At 50.4% G+C, this 16,753-nt stretch carries 13 protein-coding genes; 6 read left to right on the forward strand and 7 right to left on the reverse strand.

Annotation, left to right across the window (positions count from 1 at the left end):
• Positions 1-190: 190 nt before the first annotated feature.
• Both BS640_RS21545 and BS640_RS21550 read right to left on the reverse strand, forming a co-directional pair.
• Positions 191-772, reverse strand: a complete 582-nt coding sequence (locus BS640_RS21545; protein ID WP_084913307.1) for a P-loop nucleotide/nucleoside kinase family protein — start codon at positions 770-772, stop codon at positions 191-193.
• A complete protein-coding gene (locus BS640_RS21550; protein WP_017492774.1) occupies positions 765-1,709 on the reverse strand; it encodes a tagatose-bisphosphate aldolase in 945 nt (314 codons plus the stop codon). Before BS640_RS21550 ends, BS640_RS21545 begins: the two co-directional genes overlap by 8 nt.
• Before the next feature lie 235 nt (positions 1,710-1,944).
• Here BS640_RS21550 and BS640_RS21555 point away from each other — a divergent pair, with 235 nt between their 5' ends.
• A complete protein-coding gene (locus BS640_RS21555) occupies positions 1,945-2,877 on the forward strand; it encodes a sugar-binding transcriptional regulator (RefSeq protein ID WP_017492773.1) in 933 nt (310 codons plus the stop codon).
• Between the two features lie 2 nt (positions 2,878-2,879).
• Here the strand turns inward: BS640_RS21555 and BS640_RS21560 are convergent, their stop codons facing one another.
• A complete protein-coding gene (locus tag BS640_RS21560) occupies positions 2,880-4,082 on the reverse strand; it encodes a BaiN/RdsA family NAD(P)/FAD-dependent oxidoreductase (protein ID WP_084913308.1) in 1,203 nt (400 codons plus the stop codon).
• Between the two features lie 345 nt (positions 4,083-4,427).
• Between BS640_RS21560 and pitA the strand changes: the two genes are divergently transcribed.
• On the forward strand, positions 4,428-5,927 hold the full coding sequence (gene pitA, locus BS640_RS21565; RefSeq protein WP_084913309.1) for an inorganic phosphate transporter PitA: 1,500 nt from the start codon (positions 4,428-4,430) through the stop codon (positions 5,925-5,927).
• 115 nt (positions 5,928-6,042) lie between these two features.
• Here the strand turns inward: pitA and uspB are convergent, their stop codons facing one another.
• Positions 6,043-6,378, reverse strand: a complete 336-nt coding sequence (gene uspB, locus BS640_RS21570; RefSeq protein ID WP_009635668.1) for a universal stress protein UspB — start codon at positions 6,376-6,378, stop codon at positions 6,043-6,045.
• Positions 6,379-6,828: 450 nt separating this feature from the next.
• On the opposite strand from uspB, the gene uspA reads away from it, so the two are divergent.
• Together uspA and BS640_RS21580 are read left to right on the forward strand one after the other, a co-directional pair.
• On the forward strand, positions 6,829-7,272 hold the full coding sequence (gene uspA / locus BS640_RS21575; protein WP_017492770.1) for a universal stress protein UspA: 444 nt from the start codon (positions 6,829-6,831) through the stop codon (positions 7,270-7,272).
• A gap of 182 nt (positions 7,273-7,454) precedes the next feature.
• On the forward strand, positions 7,455-8,300 hold the full coding sequence (locus BS640_RS21580; protein ID WP_084913310.1) for a MerR family transcriptional regulator: 846 nt from the start codon (positions 7,455-7,457) through the stop codon (positions 8,298-8,300).
• Here the strand turns inward: BS640_RS21580 and rsmJ are convergent.
• Positions 8,263-9,009 (reverse strand): 16S rRNA (guanine(1516)-N(2))-methyltransferase RsmJ, encoded by a 747-nt coding sequence (rsmJ, locus tag BS640_RS21585; RefSeq protein WP_017492768.1) that lies wholly within the window; start codon positions 9,007-9,009, stop codon positions 8,263-8,265. The two genes, BS640_RS21580 and rsmJ, sit on opposite strands and share 38 nt — an antisense overlap.
• A 9-nt stretch (positions 9,010-9,018) precedes the next feature.
• Positions 9,019-11,106, reverse strand: a complete 2,088-nt coding sequence (gene prlC / locus BS640_RS21590; protein ID WP_017492767.1) for an oligopeptidase A — start codon at positions 11,104-11,106, stop codon at positions 9,019-9,021.
• Positions 11,107-11,316: 210 nt separating this feature from the next.
• Between prlC and BS640_RS21595 the strand changes: the two genes are divergently transcribed.
• Together BS640_RS21595 and gorA are read left to right on the forward strand one after the other, a co-directional pair.
• Positions 11,317-12,159: a 23S rRNA (adenine(2030)-N(6))-methyltransferase RlmJ gene (locus BS640_RS21595; RefSeq protein WP_017492766.1), complete on the forward strand. Its 843-nt coding sequence runs from the start codon at positions 11,317-11,319 to the stop codon at positions 12,157-12,159.
• A 171-nt stretch (positions 12,160-12,330) separates the two neighbouring features.
• Positions 12,331-13,683, forward strand: a complete 1,353-nt coding sequence (gene gorA, locus BS640_RS21600; RefSeq protein ID WP_084913311.1) for a glutathione-disulfide reductase — start codon at positions 12,331-12,333, stop codon at positions 13,681-13,683.
• Between the two features lie 54 nt (positions 13,684-13,737).
• Here the strand turns inward: gorA and BS640_RS21605 are convergent, their stop codons facing one another.
• Positions 13,738-16,608, reverse strand: coding sequence for a dermonecrotic toxin domain-containing protein (locus BS640_RS21605; protein ID WP_084913312.1), 2,871 nt, complete (start codon positions 16,606-16,608; stop codon positions 13,738-13,740).
• Positions 16,609-16,753 lie beyond the last annotated feature (145 nt).

Consider the following 16,753-nt stretch of genomic DNA (forward strand, 5'->3'; position numbering starts at 1 on the left):
CTTACCTCAGTATTCTATTAATAAATAACAAAAACTGTGATCTACCCATTCCTATTTATCATTGATGAAAAATAATAATACGCAATTACATCTGAATTTAATGACACAGAGACTCAATGCTTACCGAGTTTTATGTCAGGCAACATTATCAAGCTTAAACGTAAAATTACGTTATATTGTGGCTCAATGATTATCGTGTGAGATTATTGTCTATCCAGCTTTTGATAGCATTAATATCAACAGGGAATTCCTGATTAGAATAATATACCGGACCTAATCCCATCGGCTGAGCTTTTCCAGCTAATATTTTTAATTCAGGAATATATTCTGCACCTAAATGTCCCGCGACACGCTCGCCTAATCGCGTCTCATAACGCGCAGCTGCGGTTTCTGCCGATACCTGGCACCAAATTTCTAAAATCTGGGTGACACCCGCCTGAGTCAGATAGTCGCTGAGCACCTCTTTGGGCTGAAAACCGAACCAGGCATCAACAATAAAAGTACTGCCCTGCGGCGCATCCGCCACGATAGACCAGATAACCTGATAACTGGCCTGCCCGAGCTTACGGTTAAACGCGCGGTCTACACCTTCGATTCGCTGGAGAAACGGATTTTTAATGCCATCAAGCGACAGCGGTAACCAGCCGGTCTTAGCAGAAAGTGCAACGGCGAGACTGCTTTTACCCGAGGCAGGGATTCCATTAACCAGAATAACCCGTTTGCCCGGCGTGCCCAGCGTATCGGCGTTAACCCCTTCTCTGCTCTCAGACATGTTCCACCTGTTCGGTTGAGGCGTTTTTACCCTTTTGGGCCGCCTTATAATATTGTTGGATGACTGCCTGTAGCTCTTTCAAGCGCGGAACCGCGACCGTTTCCAGCTTGTTTCTGGTGGTGGCGTGATCCAGAGAGATGCAGTCCTTCCACAGTGAACGTCCGGCAATCACGCCCGATGCGCCGGTACTCATGGCATCTTCAACCTGCTTAAGGAAGGTGGCGTGGTCGACCCCTGCTGACAGTACAGCCCACGGCACGTCTCCGGCAAGCTTAGTGATATCTGCACAGGCCTGCTTAGACCCCGGATACGGCAGCTTCAGCACTTTTGCACCGGCCTCGAGGCAGATTTGCGTTCCCCCGTAAATCAGTTCAGGCACCTTAGCTTTATATTCCTCGTCCGTTTCGCTATCAAGCTTATAGGTCAGGAACTCGACGACCAGCAACAAATCTTCACCGCTGAAGTCTTTAATGCATTTATGCAGGATCTCGATATTGTGACGATTAGCTTCCGGTTTGTCAGAGCGCAGATACACCATGATTTTTCCGCCGGTGGCGCCTAGCTCACGCACACGACGCGCATCAACGTCTTTAGCCAACCGCGACAGGCGATAGCCTTGCGCAGAAGTGTCCCAACCGGAGGCGTCTAGCCCGATGAGCAACGCGGTATCGCGGGCAATAATGCCATCATCGACCAACTGCGGAACCGCGCAGACAGGATCGACGAGTACGCAGGACGCTTTGCTGGCAAGATACTGGGTGATGTCGGCCTTGATCAGGCCTAACTGTTTTTCGGAGATGGAAGCCTGCTGCTGTGGGTCGCTGGCAAGCAAGGTGCGCATACCTCCGCGCTGATCGCAGGCGATAACCAGCATCGCACCGTTCTGGCCACAAATTTGCTGATAGCCACGTAATTCTGAAGTTGACAACTTTGACATGAAACTCTCCTTTGCGTGAAATTTATTACAGATTAAAAAATCTCGATTACACTGGACGCTCTGTCGTTTCCCCTGTGAGCAAGGGAGGCCGAAAATTCATGAACAATGCCGGTTTTAAAGGGTTTAACCCCTGTGTGGAACATTGCTTTATCACGGCTATTGAGCAATAATTCCTCAACCAACGCTTTGAGTGTAATTCATTACAGAAAGGAATTTCAAGCTGAAAGAGCCAATTTTGCAAGATATTGCAGCAACGCGCACATTAATGCATATGGTGGCAAAGCTGCACTACGAGTCCGATATGTCGCAGGTCGAGATTGCCCGCAAGCTGGATGTCTCGACGGCAACCATCTCTCGTCTACTGAATAAAGCCAGAGCCGCGGGCATTGTTCGTATAGAAGTCATTGGGTTATCTTCACCTGAAAACATGACGGCGGATCTTATCCAGCGCCTCGGGCTTAAACACGCCTACGTCGTCGACGCGCCCCCAAACAACGTTCTGGACTCTTTGCGCACGCCACTGGCCTCGCTGCTGTCGCAGGCAGGTCTGAGCGCGGGTTCGGTATTAGGGATAGGCTGGGGTCGTGCAGTGCGAGAGGTGACGCTGGCCGGACTGCCGCGCCTGCCGGGCGTATTGACCGTGGCGCTCAACGGCGGCATGCAGCAGGCCGCACCACATTTTCAGATAACCGAATTCGTGCGCCGAGCGGCCGAGCAGATGGAGGGAACGCCCTATTTCCTTCACGCGCCTTATATCTCCTCCCCGGAACTGCGCGAGGCGTTTCTACGCGATCCCAGCGTGCAGGAAATTATTTCACTGTGGGACAGGCTGGACGTGGCGATCGTCGGTATTGGTCTGACGCACGAACCTCGTCCGAGTGAGAGCAGCACCGCAACGCCGGGTGAACAGGCGCTCAGCCATGCCAATGGCGACGTGCTGCGCCACTACATCACCGAGTCCGGAGAGATTCTGCATTGGGAAGGTGAAGAGCGGATGATTGCCGCCTCGGTCGAACAGCTGCGCCGTACGCCGCTGACCATCGGCGTGGCCGCGACGCCAGAAAAGGCGGCGGGCATCATCGGTGCGGTGCGCTCGGGGATGATAAACTCCCTGGTCACCGACGTGAATACCGCGCAGGCCATACTCGACAGACTGCCGTTAAATTAGGCTTAAGCGCTACGCTGGTTGATCAAGTCCTGAGCACAGGCCCAGGCAGAGCTCCAGGCCCACTGGAAGTTGTAGCCACCAAGCCAGCCGGTGACATCAACCACTTCGCCGATAAAATACAGGCCCGGTACCGCGTTGGCGCCCATGGTTTTTGACGACAGCGCGCGCGTGTCGACGCCGCCCAGAGTCACTTCGGCGGTGCGATAGCCTTCGGTGCCGTTCGGCTGAACCTGCCAGTTTTGCAGTTGCTCAATCAGTGCCGCCTGCTGCGGCACATTAAGCTGCTTTAGGGTGACTTCAGGAAGCTGTCCCAGCGTTTGTAGACATTCCACCAGCCGTTTAGGCAGATGCAACGACAGCGTATTTTTGAGGCTCTGATTAGGATGATCTTGACGCTGCTGGTTAAGAAATGCGCTAAGGTCTAGGTTAGGCAGTAAGTTAACGCTCACAAACTCGCCAGGTTGCCAGTAGCTCGAAAGCTGTAAAACGGCGGGTCCAGAGAGTCCACGGTGGGTGAACAAAATACTTTCACGGAAAACAGTGCCGTCTGCCGCGGTCATCACCGCCGGAACTGAGACCCCGGAAAGCGTCTGCAAATGTTCAAGCAGCGGCTTGTGCAGGGTAAAAGGCACCAGACCGGCACGGGTGGGCAATACTTTGAGGCCAAACTGCTCGGCAAGGCGGTAACCAAACGGCGAGGCACCTAATCCTGGCATGGATAACCCCCCGCTCGCCACTACAAGTGAGCGAGTGCTCACTTCTTGACCATTCACCTGAATCGCATAGCCTTGTTCAGTTTTTTCAACCGCGCTTATCTCACTGCGCAAGCGGAAGGTGACCTTACCTTTTTGGCATTCTTGTTCGAGCAGGCTCACAATCTGTTGAGCAGAATCATCACAGAAAAGTTGACCCAGCGTTTTCTCATGCCAGGCGATGCCGTAACGGTTGACCAGATCGATAAAATCCCACTGGGTATAACGCGCCAGCGCGGATTTGCAGAAATGCGGATTTTCAGAAAGATAGGCAGCCGGTTCAGTGTGCATATTCGTGAAATTGCAGCGGCCGCCGCCGGACATCAGGATTTTACGCCCTAGCTTCTTGCCATTATCGAGCAACAGTACCTTGCAGCCGCCCTGGCCCGCCTGCGCTGCGCAAAACATTCCTGCCGCACCGGCACCAATGACTACGACGTCGTACTGTTCCACAAAAACCTCTCTCTATAACTTTCACACGTCAAAAAGTGATTACGCGTTAAAACGGCGGGGATAAATGCCAACGCTGTGCAAAAAAGCGTCAATTCAGCCTGTTGCGTGCCAGATTGTAAGCTCTGCGGCGTCTATAAGCTAGATTCTCAAACATTAATCCGCGCTGGTAAGAAAATGTTTCAGAAGAAAAACGCCTTTTAACTCAATAGGTTTCAAAGCCTTACTTTGCATACCCTTGATTTTTTACCTATCTTTAGTCAAAAAAATGTCATATTTTCCTTTTCCACTCACCCTGTTCTCGCAGATAATGCGCGGCGTTCATGTCCACAAACTGGCGTAACAATTATGCTGCATTTATTCGCCGGGTTGGATTTCCATACCGGCCTGTTATTGATTCTCGCATTGCTGTTTGTGCTGTTCTACGAAGCCATCAACGGTTTCCATGACACAGCAAACGCAGTCGCGACTGTGATTTATACGCGCGCTATGCGTTCGCAACTTGCCGTTGTGATGGCTGGCGTATTTAACTTCTTTGGCGTCATGCTTGGCGGCTTGAGCGTGGCATATGCCATCGTCCACTTGCTTCCTACTGATTTGCTGTTGAACGTGGGTTCTGCTCATGGTCTCGCTATGGTGTTTTCTATGCTATTGGCGGCGATTATCTGGAACCTGGGTACCTGGTATTTCGGCCTGCCGGCCTCCAGCTCCCATACGCTCATCGGTGCCATTATCGGCGTAGGTCTGACCAACGCGTTAATGACCCACAGCTCGATTATCGATGCCCTTAACATCCCGAAAATGATTAGCATTTTCCTGTCGTTAATTATCTCGCCTCTGGTGGGTATGATTGTCGCGGGAAGCATGATTTTCTTGCTCCGCCGTTACTGGAGCGGGAACAAAAAGCGTCAGCGCATCCATCTGACGCCGGCTGAACGTGAGAAGCAGGACGGCAAGAAAAAACCGCCATTCTGGACGCGCATTGCTCTGATCCTTTCCGCTATTGGGGTAAGTTTCTCCCACGGCGCGAACGACGGTCAGAAAGGCATTGGCCTGATTATGTTGGTATTGATTGGCGTTGCTCCTGCTGGCTTCGTATTGAATATGAACGCTACCGGTTATGACATCACCCGCACCCGTGATGCCGTGACGCATTTGCAACAGTACTATCAGCAGCATACGGATACCCTACAGCACGTGGTTGCCCTGACTCCGCTGGTACCTGCGCCGACAGACAGCAGCACTCAGACGCCCGTCGAGTTCCACTGTAATGACAGCCTTGCGCTTGAAGCACTTTCTCGTACTCAGGGAATGCTGAATAACCTGCAAAGCTACAGTGAACTCGCGCCGGAACAGCGTAGCCAGATGCGTCGCCTGCTGATGTGTGTTTCCGATACGGTAGATAAAACGGCTAAGCTGAGTGAAACCAGCGCTGCCGATAAGCGTTTCCTCAACGATTTACACGGCGATCTGCTGCAAACCGTTGAATACGCGCCTATCTGGATTATCGTTGCCGTTGCATTAGCATTGGCTCTGGGTACCATGATTGGCTGGAAACGCGTCGCGACCACCATCGGTGAGAAGATTGGCAAAAAAGGCATGACCTATGCGCAGGGTCTCTCTGCACAGGTTACTGCCGCAGTTTCTATTGGTGTGGCGAGCTACACCGGTATGCCGGTTTCAACCACCCACGTGCTCTCTTCTGCGGTTGCGGGCACCATGATAGTTGACGGCGGTGGCGTACAGAGCAAGACCATTAAGAACATCGCGCTGGCGTGGTTGCTCACCCTGCCGGTGTCGATTCTGCTCTCAGGCGTACTGTACTGGTTGGCGCTGAAGCTGATTTAACGGACTTTATGCGTAAAAAAGGCGGTGCATGTTAAGTGCGCCGCCTTTATTTTTTTGCCTCAATATTCAGACTCACTGTCGTTTAACTCTCATTCATCGTCCTTTTTTATCGGATTTAATACCAAATCAGCATCGCCAACATACTGATGAGGATTAAGCCGCATAACCCTGTTGTTAGCACAAATTGTCCGCGAACCCTTTCACAACGACGAATAAACTCGGGGTCGTGATGATCAACATAGCGCTGCGCATAGATGTAACGCACTAACCTAATTTGCTTACTGGGCTGCCCGTGCGCGGTAAAAAATCCTCCTCCGTCAACATACTGATAAAGCAGCGGATCGCATCCTCGTAACACCACCAGCAACGCACGAAGAGAAGAGTAGTAGCGCAGCATATTCACAACACATACAACACATAAAGCCCAAAATAGCGCAATGGGACTGATCATGATTCCCCCTTACGGCGACATCTATACTTACCGTCAGCGACCTGTAAGCCTTTCGCCCTTTCTCACCGCCTTTTACCCGATACCTGGGCAATTTTATGCCCGCCCCCCAGACCCTTTCCGGGCTAGCCAACTCAGCGTTCGCTTCACTTGCGAAAAGAGGCAATATGCCGAACTCCCGCTTATTATTGAGTGTAGGAAATGAAATATAAATCGGGGGACAAAAAAAGAATATTTCTGTCGCTAAGCCTGTTCGAACAATGTGATGCAAACCATTCGCCTGGAGAATAGTCCGGCATAAGTAGACGTTTTATGGCTATACTTGAGGTAGGTTAAGTTTTTAGACTGTTGTTTATGCAACATTAGTTTATGAAAGTCGTGGTTATACGGCAGTACTGGACGACACCCCGATAATCCGAATAAACGTTAAATGACTTATGGAAGGAGTTTCTTATGGCTTATAAACATATCCTCATTGCGGTGGACCTGTCACCAGAGAGTAAAGTGCTGGTTGAGAAAGCGGTCTCCCTTGCCAGACCTTACAATGCCAAAGTGTCTCTTATCCACGTTGATGTCAATTATTCGGACCTCTATACCGGCCTGATAGACGTCAACCTCGGTGACATGCAAAAACGTATCTCTGAAGAAACGCACAACGCACTGAGCGAACTGTCACATAACGCCGGTTATCCTATTGCAGAGACCCTAAGCGGCAGCGGCGATTTGGCTCAGGTGCTGGTTGATGCCATCAAACAATACGACGTCGATCTCGTGTTGTGTGGCCATCATCAGGACTTTTGGAGCAAGCTGATGTCCTCGGCACGCCAGCTGATTAACACGGTACACATCGATATGCTGATTGTGCCTCTGCGTGACCCTGAAGACACCAAAGAGTAATGTTCGTACTCTCTCCGGGGGGTGTGATGTTGCATCTCCCGCTCTCCTTGTTTTCATCAATAAATGACACAGCTCAAATTTCGCTTCATTAAATTTAGATCAACTTGCATCCCACTATACAAAGCCATTTTTTTCACTTATAGCTAGTCAGTCATTAGCGAACAAATGGAATTTGTTGCCCTATGGAAATGCACTCATCTCACCCAAATACGCTGCGTCCGTTAGCCCGCCATTACAGTATTGAAACTACAGCCCAGCTTTGCGGTGTATTGCCCATAACGCTACGCACCTGGCAACGTTATGGGCTTATTCACCCACAGCGCGATGCCAAAGGGAGCCGCTGGTACAGCGAGAGCGATCTTACTCAGCTACATACGATCTTGCGAAAAGTCACGGACGGTATTCCGATCGCGCAGATCCGCCCGCACCTTAGCGCGTCAGAGCCAAAGCGGATAGCCGAGAATATCGGTCCAGCACCTCACAGCAGCTGGCACGCTCTACAGGCAGAGATCTTAAACGCCCTCGGCGAGGGTGAGTTACTCAAGCTACGTCGTTTGATTTGGCAATTTGGGCGAGAATATCCACTCGATTGCCTGGTTAACCGGGTGCTTCGCCCTATTCGCGCCTTTCTTTCCACCAGCAGACAGAGACTGCCGATACAGCAAAAAGGGCTGCTGGACAGCATCATAATTGAATATGCCACCTACCTTATGCGTACGCTGCGTCACAGGGCGCGTCCGCAGGTACTGTTGCTGCCGATGCAAATCGACGATCCGCTCGAGCTGTGGCTGGAGTCACTGAGGCTGTGCGGCGAGGGGCTTAACGTCGAGATAGTCCACTGCGAGGTTGAAGAGCCAGACTTGGCGGCCTCGCCGATGGAGCATTATCTCATTTGGTCAGACACGCCGCTGGACAGTCGCCAGCAGGCCGTGTTTGATTCGTGGTTAACGCAGGGCCTGCCGGTGATGCTGCTCGGCAAGGCAACGCTGCTTAAAGCGGCGTGTAAATATCAAAACGGTGGCTCTTAGTGGTCACCGCCGCCTGAGCAGGCGTATCGGCCATTGGCGGGGCATAGTCGGGGCGTTTTACCACTATTCGTTTGGTCGCCAGACGGCGCGCAGGTTCGAGCAGGCCATCTGCATCGTCATCCGCACCGACCAGCCCCTGGAAGACCCGCATCTCTTTTTTCACCAGTGCACTCTTCTGTCGATGGGGGTACATCGGGTCGAGATAAACCACCTGCGGGCGAGGTGTGATTTCGCTGAGCGCCGTCAGGCTTGAGCCATGCAGCAACGTCATGCGCTCCTGCAGCCAGGCACCGATTTCCGCATCGCGGTAACCGCGCGACAATCCGTCGTCAAGCAACGCAGCCACCACCGGATTGCGTTCAATCATTCTTACCCGACAACCGAGCGCCGCCAGCACAAAGGCGTCTCGGCCCAGCCCTGCCGTTGCATCGACGACGTCAGGCAGATAACTGCCCTTAATCCCTACCGCCTTGGCCACAGCTTCACCGCGTCCGCCGCCAAATCGACGACGATGCCCCAGGGTTCCGCCGACAAAATCGACAAAGATGGCACCCAGCTTCGGTTCGTCACGCTTACGCAATTCCAGTCTTTCAGGGGTCAGTACCAGCGCCATCAGGGCATCTGGATCGGAAACCAGCTTCCAGCGCTCGGCCAGAATAGATAAGGCGCCTGCATCGGCGCCTTCTTCACATGCTAAAAACACACTCACGGGAGGTTGTTATCCTTCGAGGCTCTGCTCTTTAATATCATAATGACGAAGCATAGCATCCAGCTGCGGTTCACGACCACGGAAGCGTTTAAACAACTCCATAGGTTCTTCGGATCCGCCGCGCGTCAGGATATTGTCCAGGAAGGACTGACCGGTTTCGCGGTTGAAAATCCCTTCCTCTTCGAAGCGTGAGTAGGCATCGGCAGACAACACTTCTGCCCACAGATAGCTGTAATAACCTGCCGCATAACCCCCGGCAAAGATGTGGCTAAACGCGTGCGGGAAACGGCCCCAGCTCGGCGAAGGCACCACGGCGACCTGCTTTTTGATCTCGGCAAGGGTTTCGAGGATCCGTGCACCTTTGGCTGGGTCATACTCAGCGTGCATACGGAAGTCAAACAGGCCGAACTCCAGCTGGCGCAGGATAAACAGCGCCGCCTGATAGTTTTTCGCGGCCAGCATTTTCTCAAGCATTTCCTGCGGCAGTGGCTCATGGGTTTCGTAGTGACCAGAGATAAACGCCAGTGCGTCAGGCTCCCAGCACCAGTTTTCCATAAACTGGCTCGGCAGCTCGACGGCATCCCATGGCACACCGCTGATTCCCGCAACGCCTGAGGTCTCGACCTTGGTCAACATATGGTGCAGACCGTGGCCAAACTCGTGGAAAAGCGTGGTCACTTCGTTGTGAGTGAACAGCGCAGGTTTGTCACCGACTGGACGGGTAAAGTTACAGGTCAGGTAAGCCACCGGATGCTGCAATTTACCGTTGCTGCGACGCAGGCTACCGACGTAGTCGTTCATCCACGCACCGCCACGCTTGTGTTCACGCGCGTAGAGATCAAGATAGAAGCTGCCGCGCAGTTCGCCGCTGTCGTCAAACAGGTCGAAGAAACGCACGTCTTTGTGCCAGGTATCGACGTCTTTGCGCTCTTTGGCGGTGATGCCGTAGATGCGTTTGACGACTTCGAACAGGCCCGACAGTGCACGGTTTTCAGGGAAGTAAGGGCGCAGCTGCTCGTCGTTGATGGAGAACAGGTGCTGCTTCTGTTTTTCTGCGTAGTAAGGCAGGTCCCAGGCGTTCATTTCGTCGACGCCATAGTTGGCCTTGGCGAATGCACGCAGCTGAGCCAGTTCAGCCTCACCCTGTGGACGAGCGCGTTTGGCTAAATCATTCAAGAAACCAATAACCTGCTGCGGGTTTTCCGCCATTTTGGTTGCCAGAGACATATCGGCATAGGAGTCAAAGCCAAGCAGTTCGGCCAGTTCGTGGCGCAGCGCCAATTCTTCGGCCATCACTTCGCTGTTGTCCCACTTACCTGCGTTGGGGCCTTGGTCCGACGCGCGGGTGGCATAGGCACGGTACATCTCCTCGCGCAGCTCGGCGTTGTCGGCGTAGGTCATCACCGGCAGATAGCTCGGCGCGTCCAGCGTCAGCAGCCAGCCTTGCTGTTCTTTGGCCTCAGCCAGCGCCTTAGAAGCCGCCAGCGCACTCTCTGGCAGACCGCTTAGCGCCTCGACGTCAGTAATCAGCTTGCTCCAGCCCATCGTGGCGTCGAGCACATTATTGCTGTAGGTCGAGCCAAGCTCGGACAGACGAGAGGTGATTTCACCGTAGCGTTTCTGCTTCTCGGCAGACAGGCCAATGCCCGACAGCTCGAAGTCGCGCAGCGCGTTATCCACCGCCTTTTTCTGCTCGAGCGTCAGAGTGGCAAAATTATCGCCCTCTTTCAGGTCGCGATAGGCCTTATACAGTCCTTCATGTTGGCCGGCCCAGGTCGAAAACTCAGACAGAATAGGCAAGCATTGCTCATAGGCGGCGCGAAGTTCAGCGCTGTTTTTGACCGAATTCAGGTGCCCAACGGGCGACCAGATACGGCTGAATTTGTCTTCGCTTTCAGCAATCGGCTGACACAGCGATTCATAGGTATAAGGGCCAGACTGTGCGACAACCTGCTCGATAGCGGCGCGGCATGCGTCAATGGCAGCCTTCACGGCAGGAACAATATGCTCCGGACGGATGGCGGAAAATGGCGGGAGATCGAACTGTTCCAAGAGCGGGTTTTTAGCTAACGAATCGTTTTGCGTAGTTTGGGTCATAGGGCAGTCCTGATTTAAGAGACATCATCGATAAGTCGTAAAAACTAACATGAGGACAACGGCGTTCAAAATCAAGGGCAGACGGTGCTGGACTTGCTAAGCCTGGAGGCATCGGCAGCGTATCCTGTGCCACTTTCTTATTTCTGCGGATAACTCGGCGCTAAAAGTTTATACTGTCGCCATAAATTATTAGGAAAATGTAAAAATACTATGTTGAGTTACCGCCACAGTTTTCATGCAGGCAACCATGCCGACGTTCTGAAACACACCGTTCAGAGCCTGATCATCGAGTCTCTTAAAGAAAAAGATAAACCTTTTCTTTATCTCGATACCCACGCCGGTGCCGGACGCTACCAGCTGAGCGGGGAACATGCAGAACGCACCGGTGAATATCTTGAAGGCATTGCCCGCCTCTGGCAGCGTGATGACGTGCCTCAAGAGATGGCGGCCTATATGTCTGCGATTAACTACTTTAACCGCAATGAGAACCTGCGCTATTACCCCGGTTCGCCGCTGATTGCCCGCCACTTGCTGCGTGAAGACGACAAACTGCACATGACCGAGCTGCACCCGAGCGACTTTCCGCTGCTGCGCAACGAGTTCCAGAAAGACGACCGCGCCCGCGTCCTGCGTGCCGACGGCTATCAGCAGCTGAAAGCCCAACTGCCACCGCCGTCCCGTCGCGGCCTGATCCTGATGGACCCCCCGTACGAGCTAAAAACCGATTATCAGGACGTGGTTAAAGGCATTCAAGAGGGCTATAAGCGTTTCGCAACCGGTACTTACGCTATTTGGTATCCGGTGGTCATGCGTCAACAGATCAAACGTATGCTGCGCGAACTCGAAGCGACCGGCATTCGTCGTATTCTGCAAATCGAGCTGGGCGTGCGCCCTGACAGCGATCAGCGCGGAATGACCGCTTCCGGCATGATTGTGATTAACCCACCCTGGAAGCTGGAGCAGCAGATGAACAAGGTCCTGCCTTGGTTGCTTGAGGTGCTGGTGCCAAACGGCAACGGGCATCAGCTGGTTAAATGGGTCGTTCCAGAGTAACTTTTTCCTGCAAAGCCGGGGCTTCTCTCCGGCTTTCATTCAGCTAAGCTATTACAACCATCGTTGCAATCTTTGCGACAAAGCCGATTCAGGCGTTAAACTCTATGCCATTAGATTTTGGGAACAACCGCTTCCCGGCTTTCTTCTCATTCTTAACTTATGGAAAATTCGATGACCAAACATTATGACTATCTGGCAATTGGCGGCGGCAGTGGCGGTATCGCATCAATCAACCGCGCGGCCATGTATGGACAAAAATGTGCCATTATCGAAGCAAAAGCACTCGGCGGCACCTGCGTCAACGTCGGCTGTGTTCCAAAGAAAGTCATGTGGCACGCGGCACAGATTTCTGAAGCCATTCGTAACTACGGTCCTGATTATGGTTTCGACACCCAGATTAACGGCTTTAACTGGAAGACACTGGTCGCTAACCGTACCGCCTACATCGACCGTATTCATACCTCATACGACAACGTACTGGGTAAGAACAAGGTTGACGTTATTCACGGCTTCGCTCGCTTCGTCGATGCTCATACCGTTGAAGTCAACGGCGAGACGATCACCGCCGATCACATCCTGATCGCCACCGGTGGCCGCCCTAGCCACCCTGATATTCCCGGTGCTGAATACGGTATCGACTCAGACGGCTTCTTTGATCTGTTGGAAATGCCGAAGCGCGTTGCTGTAGTCGGTGCCGGTTACATCGCAGTGGAAATCGCCGGCGTGATGAACGGCCTCGGTGCTGAAACCCACCTGTTCGTACGTAAACACGCTCCGCTGCGCACCTTTGACCCACTAATCGTTGAAACGCTGGTTGAGGTAATGAACACCGAAGGTCCGGCGCTGCATACTGAGTCAATTCCAAAAGAAGTGGTCAAAAATGCCAACGGCAGCCTGACCCTGAAACTGGAAAACGGCAAAGAGTTCGAAGTCGACAGCCTGGTATGGGCCATCGGCCGTGAGCCAGAAACTGACAACTTCAACCTGAAAGCCACCGGTGTGAAAACCAACGCCAAAGGCTACATCGAAGTCGATAAGTACCAAAATACTAACGTCAAAGGCATTTACGCGGTGGGTGATAACACCGGTGCGGTTGAGCTGACGCCGGTTGCGGTAGCCGCGGGTCGTCGCCTGTCAGAGCGCCTGTTTAACAATAAGCCGGAAGAGCATCTCGACTATAGCCTGGTCCCAACTGTGGTCTTTAGCCATCCACCAATCGGTACTGTTGGCCTGAGCGAGCCAGAAGCGGAAGAGAAATACGGCAAAGATAACGTTAAAGTTTATAAATCTTCTTTCACAGCAATGTATACCGCAGTGACTCAGCACCGCCAACCTTGCCGTATGAAGCTGGTTTGCGTCGGTAAAGAAGAGAAAATTGTCGGTATTCACGGTATTGGCTACGGCATGGACGAAATCCTACAGGGCTTCGCGGTAGCACTGAAAATGGGCGCGACCAAAAAAGACTTTGACAACACTGTGGCTATTCACCCTACCGGTGCTGAAGAATTCGTGACTATGCGTTAATTGCTTTATTACATTGATCGTAACGTCCATCGGCGTTGAGCCGATGGACCCCGTTTATGCGCCATTATTGGCCAGGAACTCTTTTACTCCAGGATGATTATCGCTATGCTGCCAGAGATGCGTCTCATCTGGACTATTATTATGCTCCCAGGGTAAACGCATTGAATCATCTATATTAGTCGTTTCAGGGATCAAGCTTGCTAATTCCATGATCATAATTGCTTGAGTATCCGGATTTTTCAACAGTAAAGACCTTTTTAGTGCACCATTTTCATGAAACCTGATACCCGCAACAATCATACTTTTCGTGCCCATTTTTTTCATAAAATCTTCTCTTAACATATGGCCATCTTTTCCTATAAAATAGTCAATACCAATATTTCCACGTGAAATCTGAAGTTGCTCATTACGCTGGGCGGTAATTTCTTCAGGCACGTTCCAGTTTCTTAAATAGAAATAGTCTGGTACTGATTTACCCCCTTCCTTAACTGAAGCATGCATGCACTCATGCAACAATACGCGCAACCGGCTTAAACGCGGGAGTGAAAAAAAACGGTCAGTAAAAGCGATGACATTTTTCTGCTCATTATAATAGGCATTGACGATACCGCCCCTGGGTCCGAAAATAGACACCGTCTTAATACTTTTATCAGTTTTGACCAAAAATTTATGGGTAACCTTAAGCGCTTGAATATTCATCTTAATTTCTTGAATATCAGCCTCCGCCAATTTATTAATATCGTCATAACCTAAATATCTTGCGGCTATTTCACGGCCCTGTGGCGTATCGATCGCGACCTCTGCTATCTGTAGCGCCTCTTCCATATTATTAAAAGTGACCGTTGTCATCCATCCTCGCGATAAATTATCGGCTTTAATGGCGTTTAAACCACGTTGACGCACAACCGTCTCTTTGAATAAACGATTAATGAAGGTACCGCGCTGTAAAGTGTCATCAGCCTGGCTGGGACCGGGTTTATATATTTCATCGGCCTCATAGGTTGGAAGTTCATCGATTTCATTATCGGCAGCGCTAAATTCTTCAGCGGGTGTTTTTATGTTTGCGCCCATTAATCCAAATAACGTATTAACTCCTCCATCAATAACATTACTCAAACCTAACTTTCTTCTTCTTTCCGTATCACCATAAATCGAATCATTAATTCCCAGTCCAGTTTGTATAATGCCAATCCCCAATAGGCTGAGACTGCCTATTGCCGGAAGCACGACGGTGACCACGCCTGCCATATTTGCAGCAGCCCGAAGATTCATCAATACTTTCTCTTTAAATACTTCGCCGTTGGTTGTAGTAAGAATATGTGCATCACTGAGGGTTCTACTTTCGGATTTATGCATCATTTCAGTGAAAAGATCACCTTTAAATACTTTCTGGTGATAATTTAAATATTTTGTATCCAACTTACCTTTCGCCATTGCCTGCAAAGTAGAGTCAACGCCAGGATAATAATGCCCCTCTTGGCGGTCGTATAAAGAGAAGTGGTTGGCAAGTTCCTCGCACTTAATGGGGTCCCTTGCCTGCACTAATACCCAATCTATCAGTTCTTTAGTGCTTTCAAACTCAACAAAACTCTGTGTTCCCGAAGCCTGGTACAAAACAATTTTACCGCCATTGCCGTGGATCAGATAAATATCAGTGGCTGGATAACCATAAATATCAAAAGTAGAGATACTTCCGGCGTATTGGTTCCTGACTTCACGTTCTAACTCCTTTATAGACATATCGGGCAAGCTTGCAATATCACCCAATACAGTCCTTGTCACCAATTTCAAACTAGCCTCTGACAACAGCCCTGAGTTTTGACCTAACAGGGTAATGAAAAGTCCTTTACTGACGGTGCGAAAGCTTATGCGGTTTTTTCTCCAGAAGTTTTTAAGCTGTTGCAGAAATTTATAGCTAAAATTACTTTCGATCACTAAATCTAAAAAGTCTTTGGGCAGTAAACGGACTTCATTATTTTTGCCAAATTGTTCAGCCCGTGCTCCTTCAGTATAAATTCCTGAGTTAGCACTTAGTGCGTCGGAATTTATTTGATCCTCAGCGCCAAAATTTTCCAGCAGCCGCTCGGTCAGCGATTTTGACTCAACGGGACGGGTGGTATGTTCCCAGCCGGTGAATGTTTTAGAGGAAGTTGATCCATAATTAAATCGGTTAAAATATGTTGTATCAGGATCAATCTCTAAAGCATATTTCTCCCTGATAGCTTTTCTTAAATAAGCAGAAGCTAATGAAGTCAATTCTGGATATTCATTTTTTATCTGAAAGACTGCCTCAATATATTTTCGCCTGTCTTCAACTAAGCCTGACGGCTCAGTCGTATTATTGATTTCTACTCCCTGATCTTCAGTCATCGTGATATTAATCGGTTCTGGCACCATAAAGGTGTTGGTTAATTTAGGCTGGGTAGATAAAATCATTGAAAGTGGAACAGGTAATGCATCACTTTGATCCCAGGGAAGCATACCATTAACAAGTGAGGAAAAAGCACCGTCAATGTGAGTGATGATATTCTGTGCATACCTTGCAGCAGAGTTTCGCGGGCTTTGAACGACCGGGCCTCCCAGAGCATCATGTGGGCTAGCGTTCAGCGGCGCTGCCCTGATGTTAATATCGTAGGTCAGTAACTGTGCAGCTGCCTGTATCGTTAGCGCGGCACCTGTTAGAACAGGGAAAAGATTCGGCTCGCGAGGCAATAATCCTCGCCCTGGTAGAAAATTTGAACCTTGCACCATTTCCTGAAATTTATATTTATTGCGGCAATAACTTGTCCAGTCACTCACGGATGTGATTTTTTTCTGATTATTACCAATCTCTTTAAATAATAATTTACCACTCGGAGATTTATCATTGCTGTGATTAACCAGTAAATCATGACCTTTCGTAGATGTTAATTCTTCTATGAGCATTGATAGTTCCCATTATGTAGAAAATATTAAAATTCTAATTTCCATTTAAAACCTCAAGACATCACTCAGAGAAATGTCACTTTATTAAATAGTTATTAATTAAAAATCTCATTAAATTAAAACAAAAAAGTCCGTGGGACTTATT

The sequence above is a fragment of the Rouxiella badensis genome (assembly GCF_002093665.1).
Taxonomy (GTDB): domain Bacteria; phylum Pseudomonadota; class Gammaproteobacteria; order Enterobacterales; family Enterobacteriaceae; genus Rouxiella; species Rouxiella badensis.

Bases quoted from the DNA above. Each gene is read 5' to 3' on its own strand.
- uspB (WP_009635668.1), bottom strand. From the start codon at position 6,378: ATGATCAGTCCCATTGCGCTATTTTGGGCTTTATGTGTTGTATGTGTT.
- BS640_RS21550 (WP_017492774.1), bottom strand. From the start codon at position 1,709: ATGTCAAAGTTGTCAACTTCAGAATTACGTGGCTATCAGCAAATTTGT.
- BS640_RS21580 (WP_084913310.1), top strand. From the start codon at position 7,455: ATGGAAATGCACTCATCTCACCCAAATACGCTGCGTCCGTTAGCCCGC.
- prlC (WP_017492767.1), bottom strand. From the start codon at position 11,106: ATGACCCAAACTACGCAAAACGATTCGTTAGCTAAAAACCCGCTCTTG.
- BS640_RS21545 (WP_084913307.1), bottom strand. From the start codon at position 772: ATGTCTGAGAGCAGAGAAGGGGTTAACGCCGATACGCTGGGCACGCCG.
- BS640_RS21595 (WP_017492766.1), top strand. From the start codon at position 11,317: ATGTTGAGTTACCGCCACAGTTTTCATGCAGGCAACCATGCCGACGTT.
- uspA (WP_017492770.1), top strand. From the start codon at position 6,829: ATGGCTTATAAACATATCCTCATTGCGGTGGACCTGTCACCAGAGAGT.
- gorA (WP_084913311.1), top strand. From the start codon at position 12,331: ATGACCAAACATTATGACTATCTGGCAATTGGCGGCGGCAGTGGCGGT.
- BS640_RS21605 (WP_084913312.1), bottom strand. From the start codon at position 16,608: ATGCTCATAGAAGAATTAACATCTACGAAAGGTCATGATTTACTGGTT.
- pitA (WP_084913309.1), top strand. From the start codon at position 4,428: ATGCTGCATTTATTCGCCGGGTTGGATTTCCATACCGGCCTGTTATTG.